Source organism: Bacillus stratosphericus, assembly GCF_020524495.1.
Taxonomy (GTDB): domain Bacteria; phylum Bacillota; class Bacilli; order Bacillales; family Bacillaceae; genus Bacillus; species Bacillus stratosphericus_B.
The window spans coordinates 93,654-101,743 of sequence record NZ_JAIVLB010000009.1; the positions used below are offsets into that span (position 1 = coordinate 93,654).

The 8,090-nt window shown below is 39.3% G+C and carries 7 protein-coding genes and 2 pseudogenes; 3 read left to right on the top strand and 6 right to left on the bottom strand.

Translation table 11 applies throughout. The features are described from left to right. Positions 1-126: 126 nt before the first annotated feature. The 3 genes from LC033_RS05525 to ctpB form a co-directional block, all read right to left on the bottom strand. Positions 127-1,314, bottom strand: coding sequence for a PDZ domain-containing protein (locus tag LC033_RS05525; RefSeq protein ID WP_226567256.1), 1,188 nt, complete (start codon positions 1,312-1,314; stop codon positions 127-129). A gap of 68 nt (positions 1,315-1,382) precedes the next feature. Beyond that, complete coding sequence (locus LC033_RS05530; protein WP_226567257.1) at positions 1,383-1,736, bottom strand: swarming motility protein SwrAA; 354 nt, start codon at positions 1,734-1,736, stop codon at positions 1,383-1,385. 343 nt (positions 1,737-2,079) lie between these two features. Further along, the gene (gene ctpB / locus LC033_RS05535; protein WP_226567258.1) at positions 2,080-3,528 is read right to left on the bottom strand and encodes a carboxy-terminal processing protease CtpB; all 1,449 of its coding nucleotides are present in this window, start codon (positions 3,526-3,528) and stop codon (positions 2,080-2,082) included. Between the two features lie 151 nt (positions 3,529-3,679). On the opposite strand from ctpB, the pseudogene LC033_RS05540 reads away from it, so the two are divergent. Beyond that, a pseudogene (locus LC033_RS05540) lies at positions 3,680-4,139 on the top strand (hypothetical protein). 53 nt (positions 4,140-4,192) lie between these two features. Here the strand turns inward: LC033_RS05540 and LC033_RS05545 are convergent. From LC033_RS05545 to ftsE, 3 genes are all read right to left on the bottom strand, one after another. After that, positions 4,193-5,461 (bottom strand): murein hydrolase activator EnvC family protein, encoded by a 1,269-nt coding sequence (locus LC033_RS05545; RefSeq protein WP_226567259.1) that lies wholly within the window; start codon positions 5,459-5,461, stop codon positions 4,193-4,195. 105 nt (positions 5,462-5,566) lie between these two features. Then, complete coding sequence (gene ftsX / locus LC033_RS05550; protein ID WP_226567260.1) at positions 5,567-6,457, bottom strand: permease-like cell division protein FtsX; 891 nt, start codon at positions 6,455-6,457, stop codon at positions 5,567-5,569. Next, positions 6,450-7,136, bottom strand: coding sequence for a cell division ATP-binding protein FtsE (ftsE, locus tag LC033_RS05555; protein WP_226567264.1), 687 nt, complete (start codon positions 7,134-7,136; stop codon positions 6,450-6,452). The genes ftsX and ftsE overlap by 8 nt, the downstream gene beginning before the upstream one ends. A 441-nt stretch (positions 7,137-7,577) precedes the next feature. On the opposite strand from ftsE, the gene LC033_RS05560 reads away from it, so the two are divergent. Together LC033_RS05560 and LC033_RS05565 are read left to right on the top strand one after the other, a co-directional pair. After that, positions 7,578-7,883: a hypothetical protein gene (locus LC033_RS05560; RefSeq protein ID WP_226567261.1), complete on the top strand. Its 306-nt coding sequence runs from the start codon at positions 7,578-7,580 to the stop codon at positions 7,881-7,883. A 14-nt stretch (positions 7,884-7,897) separates the two neighbouring features. Beyond that, a pseudogene (locus LC033_RS05565) lies at positions 7,898-8,090 on the top strand (IS3-like element ISLmo1 family transposase); the annotation flags it as partial.

An 8,090-nucleotide genomic window follows, 5' to 3' on the forward strand; every position in this document is an offset into this window, starting at 1 on the left:
TGGAGCATTCACTAACTTCTCTTGGAGATACATTAAAGCCCATCATCTTCGCCATGCGTGAATGGGGGCGAGTAATATGGAAAAAACACGTACAAAAGAAAAAAGCTGCCATCTCTAGCAGCTTTTTTAAGATGAAATCGCCGTTTGTTCTTGCTGTGGATCATCCTTCACAAACAGAATACCAAGCTGATGATGCTCCCCTTCGTAAGAAGCGCGTTTCTCAAATCTTGTTTGACCATTTAAGCCAATGATTTCAAGCTTTGTCAAAGCACGGTTGGTTTGTAGTGCTTCATAAAATTCTGAAACGGTTTTAACCTCAATTCCATTCACCTTTGTAATAATTTCTCCGATTTCAAGCTTCAAATCGGCTGCGGGTGTATTTGGAATAATGCCAAGCACCATAAGCCCTTGATCCCGCTTAGAGAAGAAGAACGGCGCAGCATTGTCATTGACCCTCTGCTTCCATGAAAGGAAGGCTCTTCCGACAATCGCAATCACGACAGCTCCTAAGGCAATTGGCTCAAACCAAATACTTGCAGCACCTAGTAACGCAACAGCGAGTCCAAGCATGAGAATGCGACGTGCCGTAATTTGAATACTGACAATGGGCAGTGACCCTTGAATCCGCTGGCCAAAGCCGATGATATATGGAATACAAATAAATGAAAAGCTTTGATCGTGCACTTGAAGCACTGGCCACCATGGCAGAAAAGATGTAAATTCACCTGCCGGCATTAGTAAAACAAGCGGTAAAAGCCACAGATGGTTTGCCCGCTGCTGGCCAATTAAAAGTCCTCTCGCACTCATCACCATTGCAGGCGATGTACGTAAATGCGCCGTTCGATATACTAGAATTCCTTCGGTCATTAATAGAAGCCCTAACAGGATGACAACGGCTGAAGCATTCATCATTGAGAGCTGCGGCAGCCAAGAATGACTCACTTGAAAATACATCAGTCCAAATGCCGCAATAAAACTGAAACCGAGTGTGTATGCAGACGAAAGCGCACTCGCCTTAAAGAATAAAGAGAAAACGATGGTCATCGCTGTAATCAGCACGATGAATCCAGGTGGGAGGGCAATCCCTAAGCCTACTGAAATGACGGATAGACATATTCCTAGAATCCATCCCTTTGAATATGTAAATTTTAGTTCATCGTAGACATCTTCTATTCTTGTTTGAAACGCTTTTCTCTCCCGCTTTACGCGGATGTAGCCATACAATAGACTGATTAATATCATGAAATAAAAAAGAGGATGGATTAAAAACAGACTGACCGCTTTTAATCCGGCTCCCATCCACTCCGAGCTCATTAACGTTCACCGCCCACGTCAAGCATTTTCTCTTATTCTATCAAATAAATCGATGCTTGACATCAGGTTTATTTCTCCTGATTCATCCAAAGTGTGACATTCGACAGTGAAAAATCTTTTAAATAGTGATTGACATCTACATCTAGTATGCCGCCGAGAAGCTGCATGGATCTCTTGATGTCGGTTAAGTTTATACCAAGTCTCTTATGATTATCCATTAAATAATTGAAGTATATCTCAGCACAGTCTTCATCAATTTCGTCGACTGATTCTACCGTTGTGTAATTCACCAAATACCTGCTTAACAGCATGAGCAGACTTAATGCCTTTGTAGCAGAAAATGTCACACCTTTCGTACGACTCTTAAGCTCCTCTACCAACTCGTAATATTTTTTCTCTCTCACAATACTTGCCCTTTTCAATTGTGTACCCCCATTTACTAGTTCTTTTAAGAAAAGCGCAAACCTCGGTACAGCTTAATGCTCAAGCTGAATATCCGCAAAAAATAAAATATTAAAATGAGTGTCTACTTTTAATTGTAAGAATTATTTATGTAACATACAACTTTCAAAAGTTTCATTTTCATGACATGTTTAAATCAACAGAAAGTCTCTTATATAAATATGTTATCGGGTAAATTCGAAAGAATGTTATGTTTTTTGTAAAATAAATGAATATATTTCTCGATATAATTTATTTTTAAGAATAAATTATTACATGTTCGTGACACTTATGAACCGAAAAAAGAGGCAATTATTCGCCTCTTTATTTTTTGAGATATAGTGCTTTTAGTGCAGTTTGCAACTGAAGATCATTTTTTTCATAGGATTTCACTTCATCGACCATTTTGTTCATCATTTTTGCTGTCTTCAAATCAATGACGCCTGATTTATCAAGATTGTATGTGCTTTGAAAAGCGAGTACGGCATTTTTCGTTTCTTGATCAAAATACCCATCTACTCTGCCAGGGTCAAATGACAATCCCTTTAAAAGCGTCTGCGCTTGTCTAACCTCTTCATTGTTCATATCAAGCTGAAGTGGTTCTTTTAACTGGAGCGGACCGACGGTAAAGTAATCTGGCTGATGAATGGCAATGGTGGGCACGACGCCTTTCTTGTGAATCCAATTCCCTTTTGGTGTCAGCCACTTATATAGTGTTAATTTGATGTTACTTCCATCTCCCATCGGGACCGCCTGCTGCACAGTTCCCTTTCCAAAGGAGACGTCACCTACAACTTCATACTTTCCTGCTTCTTTCATTGCACCGGCAAGAATCTCAGAAGCGGATGCACTTCCTTTATCAATCAAAATATTGACAGGATAAGGTTTCTGTTCTTTCCGTTTTGAGAAATATCGTTTCCGGTCCCCGTTCCGTTCTGCGATCTGAATATAGGGCTGATCCTTTGTAATAAAATGTTTCAAAATGTCTTCCACACTTTGTAGATAACCGCCAGGATTCCCTCTCACATCCAGTACAAGACCTTCTATGCCCTTTTTCTCGAGCTTATTCAGGCTTGAAGTGAAATCCTTCGCAGTATCTTCAGAAAAGCTAGAGATCGCAATATAGCCCGTTTTATGGCCATTTACCTCTTTCATAGAGGAAGTCACCGTTTCAAGCGGGATTTCTTCTCGTTTGATATGGAAGGTTAACTCCTTTTCAATCCCATTTCGTCTGATTTTCATGGCGACAGACGTTCCTTTTTTTCCTCTTATTTTAAGCACAGCATCGTTTAGGCTTTTTTCTTTCATCGGCTCACCATCAATGCTGATAATTTCATCCTTCGGCTTAAGACCAGCCTTCGCCGCAGGGGATTTTTTAAAGGCAGAGACGATAATGATCTTTCCTTCATCCATCCCAACTTCTGCACCAATTCCCTCAAAAGAGGAATCAAGCGAATCAGAAAATTGCTTTGCGGTTTGCTTGTCCATGTATACAGAGTAAGGATCATTTAAAGTCGAAAGCATTCCTTGAATGGCGCCTTCTAGCAGCTTTTGACGATCCACTTCCTCTACATATTCATTTGAAATGAGATCATAGGCTTTCTCAATTTTCTCCATTCCATTTTCTTTGGCCCGATCACTAGATTGAGCTAGTCCAGTCATTGTAGCTACTGCCTTCGTTGATTCCGCATGAGTCCCCTCTTTTTGTGTCATAACCCCTGCACTTATTAATAGGACGACAATTACCATTATGGATGTGACTTGTTTTTTCATATTTGGCCTCCTTCTTCAACTCTTCCTGTGACCTGAGTTATTATATGCCAGAAGGAGGGATTTCATGTAAAAACATTCTCCCGTAAAGGCTCGACTATTATTTCATTAGGTGTCATTTTTTATTTTGTTATGATCAAGAAGGAGTCTTCCTATGTATATTATATTGATGATGCTTTTATTAGGGTTTTTATTAGGGTTTGTAGGAGCTGGCGGGGCTGGTTGTGTCATCGCATTGCTTACGTTAATATTTGATGTACTTATCCACAGTACTCGGGATATCTTTAGCTGCTATGGCATTTACGACTTGGAAAGCCTGCACTATTTAACAGCCGGTATGCTCTTTTTATCTGCTGTTTTTATGATGATAAATTGTTTGTCATAAATGAAGAAGCTGAGCAGCAGCCGCTTTCTTCACGTCAATTGTTGATAAGGGGCATTATTTTAGGTCTTGTATCAGGTATGCTGTCAGGCATGTTCGGTATTGGGTCAGCACCATTTATTCAAGTGGGGCTTTTATTGGCGCAAAATTTACACGCGTTGCACCGAAGCTCTTATTAAAATCCACCGTGCTTTTAACACCTATTATTGCCGGATTACTGTTTTTATTTTAATCTAATCTCAATCGAAAAGCCGATAACATCATGTTAATGTTATCGGCTTTTTGTTAGCGGATATATGGGGCAGGATCGACCGCATTTGATTTTCCACCATTCCATAATCCTTTATGAAGTTCAAAATGAAGATGCTGGCCATACGATTGACCTGTGTTTCCCATGTATCCAAGGAATTGCCCTTGCTCGACTCTCTGTCCTGTTGAAACACTTCTTGTTGACAGGTGAGCGTATACCGTTTGATACGTCTGTCCATTGATATTGTGTGTAATAAATACAACATTTCCGTAGCTGGACGAGTAGCTTGAATTCGTGACTGTTCCAGATGCTGCTGCCACGACAGGTACGGTACCTTTTGCTGCAATATCTAATCCGTAGTGCTGTCCGCCAGAACGTCGGCCGAAGCCTGAGGAGAATCTTCCTGCAGCTGGTTTAATGAAACCTGAGCTGCTTTTTGGTGTATCAGACACTTGATCCGAAGAGCCACCACCATTTGATGCAGGTGCATTTTTCTCAGCCGCTGCTTGTTTTGCTTTCTTGGCTTCTTCCTTTTGACGACGTGCTTCCTCATATTTCACAGCCGCTTTTTGATTCGCTAGAATTTCTTTTTCATTTTCAAGCTTACCTAGTTCATCATGTGCATGTTCTTTTTCCTCTGTTACATGACCCAGAACTTTTCCTTTTTCTTTTTGCTGCTTAGATAGGTCTTTTTTCAGCACTTCAAGCTCTTTCAGAGATGTTTCAAGTCCACTTAGCTGTTTATTTAGCTCTGCTTCTTTTTGCTCCACTAGCTTTAAATCATTTTCTTGTTCTGTAATCATGTCTTTATCTGCCTCGACAATTGTTGTAACAGCTCCAACACGACTCACAAAATCACTAAAGCTGCGAGCACCTAGCAGCACATCTAAATAGTTGATCGTACCGCCACTTTTTTGCATTGATCGAATTCGGTCTTTGAAAATCTCTTTTCTTTTTTCAATACGTTCATTGATGACTTGAATGTCTTTTTTCAGTTTTTTGATCTCTTTTTTGGTTTGTTTGACTTCTTTTTCTTTTGCAGCGACCTTTTTAGTTATATCACTTACCTTTTGGTCAATCTTTTCAATCTCTTGTTTAAGCTTTGTTTCTTTCTTTTCAAGCTTTGCAAGCTCTGATTTCTTTTTTTTCAGGGTTGAGTCAGTCTTCGATGTTTTCTCTTCGATTTGTTCACGTTTTTGATCTAGGTCTTCGTATGCGAATGCACGATTTTCATTTTCTGGAGTGTATAGCCACGTTGTTCCAATAAACGCTGCCATTCCAGCCATCATCAACTTTCTTTTCAAAACGATATTCCCCTCCCAGACAACTGTCGACATGAAGAGTCGACCGGGTGAATCGGATCAACCGGTCACATCTTCTATTAGAATCCTCGAAGGCTGCCATCAAAATTATACTTTTAAGAATTTACGGATGGACGTTAAGCTTCCCCACACACCAATGATTGCACCGATCAATAGAAGGATCAGTGATACTTGATAGACAAATGGATTATATGGAAGCATTGAAATAAATGAGCCTTGTACTCTCGGTGCCACCCAGCCCACAACATATTGATACGTGCTAAGCAATAGAGCGATCGGTATAATGGAACCAAATACACCAAGGAGTAATCCTTCGATGAAGAATGGCCAGCGGATAAACCAGTTCGTTGCACCTACTAGCTTCATAATCTCAATTTCTTTACGTCTAGCAAAAATTGTAATTTTAATCGTATTCGAGATTAAGAACATCGCTGTAAACAAAAGCCCTATAATGAGCGCAATGCCGACATTACGTGCCACTCCGACAACATTAAAGAGTCGGCTGACCTCTTCTTTCCCATAGGTCACCTTATACGTACCTTTTAAGTTTTCTAATTTTTTCGCTACTTTTGGTGTATCGTGAGGGTCTGTTGTTTTCACAATAAATGCATCGTTCAATGGATTTTCTTGATCAACAAGTCCCATGGATTGTCCATTTTCACCAAAGCTTTTAATCAGTGCTTTCAGTTCATCATCCTTTGATGAGTATTTCACATCACTGATTTCAGGAATCTTCTCAATTTCTGCTTTTAATTCATCCTGTTGCTTTTGATTTGCTGTTAATTCGATTAACACTTTGACTTCTACTTCTTTTTCAGCGTTCGATGCCATGTTATTCAAGTTGAGCATAATGACAAGAAAAACCCCAACTAAAATCAATGTGACAGTGACCGCACTAATTGATGCAAATGTCATCCACGTGTTTCTTCCAAGTGAACGGAAGCTCTCACGTAAATGTCGTGAGAGAGATTTAATCATAAATTCCGTACTCCCCTCTTGCTTCGTCACGCACAATCATACCATCTTCGATTGCGATGACGCGTTTCTTCATACTGTTTACAATTTCTTTATTGTGTGTCGCCATAACGACTGTTGTTCCTCGGTTATTAATCTCTTCCAGTGTCTTCATGATTTCCCATGATGTATCTGGATCAAGGTTTCCAGTAGGCTCGTCTGCAATGACAACCTCAGGACTATTGACGATTGATCTAGCGATAGACACACGTTGCTGTTCACCGCCAGACAGCTGGTCAGGAAATTGGCGCGCTTTGTGCTTTAATTGCACCAAATCGAGTACATCAAGCACTTTTTTCTTAATGATACTAGGCTGTTCACCAATGACTTCAAGCGCAAATGCCACATTCTCAAACACTGTAAGGGTTGGCAGCAGTTTAAAATCTTGGAATACTACGCCTATTTCTCTTCTCACATAAGGAATATCTTTCTCCTTAATCGAACCTAAATCTTTATTATTGATTAGGATTTTCCCTTTGGTTGGCTTCTCTTCACGATACATCATTTTGACGAAAGTGGATTTACCAGCACCACTGGGGCCAACAACATACACAAACTCTCCTGGATGGATAGAGACATTGATTCCATTGATCGCCTTTACGCCATTAGGATAAATCTTGTAGACTTCCTTCATTTCAATCATGTAATCACCTAATCTTTTGTTATTCGCTGCCAAACAGCTTATCATGATTTTGACACTTATCGTCAAAAAACGTTATGTATGATCACGCATACCCTTCGATACGCACAAGCAATTTATGTCCTTTTCATCCAAAAAGATGAAAAAATTGAATCGTCTAAATTTCAACAACTCCAATTATACGTCATGAATCGACGCAATGGTATTACATTTATATTTCAAAACTTATAAATAAAAGGTAAATAGAACAACCAAAACCGAAAATATTTTTAAATAAAATTTAAGATGATACGCTTCCCTACTATAAAAAAGTCTTTTTCTATATATAGAAAACAAAAACACCTTGTCGATTGGGACTGACCCCATAATATGAGACAAATAAAAACACCTTTAAGTTGAACATCGGGTATAGCATACCTGAAAACAATTTGGAGGTGTTTTTGTATGAAAAAAAGAGTAAGTTATCCGATTAGCGTAAAAGAAGAGGCCGTTCGAATGAAGTTAATAGGGATTCCAACAAAAGAAATCATGGACAAGCTAGGAATTAAGAATAGTACCCAAGTGAAAACATGGATGAAATGGTATCGTGATGGTGAACACCATCGGTTTCATCAACCAGTCGGGAAACAATATTCATATGGGAAAGGACCTGAATATCAAGATGAGAACGAAAAGTTGAAAACAGAAAATCGTTATCTCAAACAACAAATCGACATCTTAAAAAAGTACATAGAATGGGAAAGGAAGTGAAAAAGGAAGCGTACGTGTCGATTTATGATACGGTAAAAGACAAAGTGAGTATAAGTGCATTCTGTCAGATGTTTGAGCTTGCAAGATTAACATTTTATCGTTGGAAAAAACAAGATCATCAGCCGAATCCAAAGCAGCAGAAACTAGTCCAGTTGATTTCATCACTCTGTAAATCACATCAATATACGTACGGTTATCGTAAAATCA